The 296-nt window shown below is 80.4% G+C and carries 1 pseudogene; it reads left to right on the top strand.

Annotation, left to right across the window (positions count from 1 at the left end):
- Positions 1-296, top strand: a pseudogene (locus JHD63_RS23535) (hypothetical protein); the annotation flags it as partial.

Below are 296 nucleotides of genomic sequence, written 5' to 3'. Positions count from 1 at the left end.
CCCCCCCCCCCCCCCCCCCCCCCCCCCCCCCCCCCCCCCCCCCCCCCCCCCCCCCCCCCCCCCCCCCCCCCCCCCCCCCCCCCCCCCCCCCCCCCCCCCCCCCCCCCCCCCCCCCCCCCCCTCCACTAGGTTCTCTTCGTCGGCAGCGTCAGATGTGTATAAGAGACAGGTTCCCGGGCGTGCCGGCCGGGCACCCGGCGCAGGGGGCGATGACGATGAACGTCTCGGCCAACCTGCTGGGCCTGGACAACGCCGCCACGCCGCTGGGCCTGAAGGCGATGCGCGAGCTGGAAACG

The organism is Xylophilus sp. ASV27 (assembly GCF_016428875.1).
In the GTDB taxonomy this organism is placed as follows: domain Bacteria; phylum Pseudomonadota; class Gammaproteobacteria; order Burkholderiales; family Burkholderiaceae_C; genus Xylophilus.
Note: the sequence above shows the minus strand (reverse complement) of the source record. Positions and strands in the feature narration are given on the sequence as shown.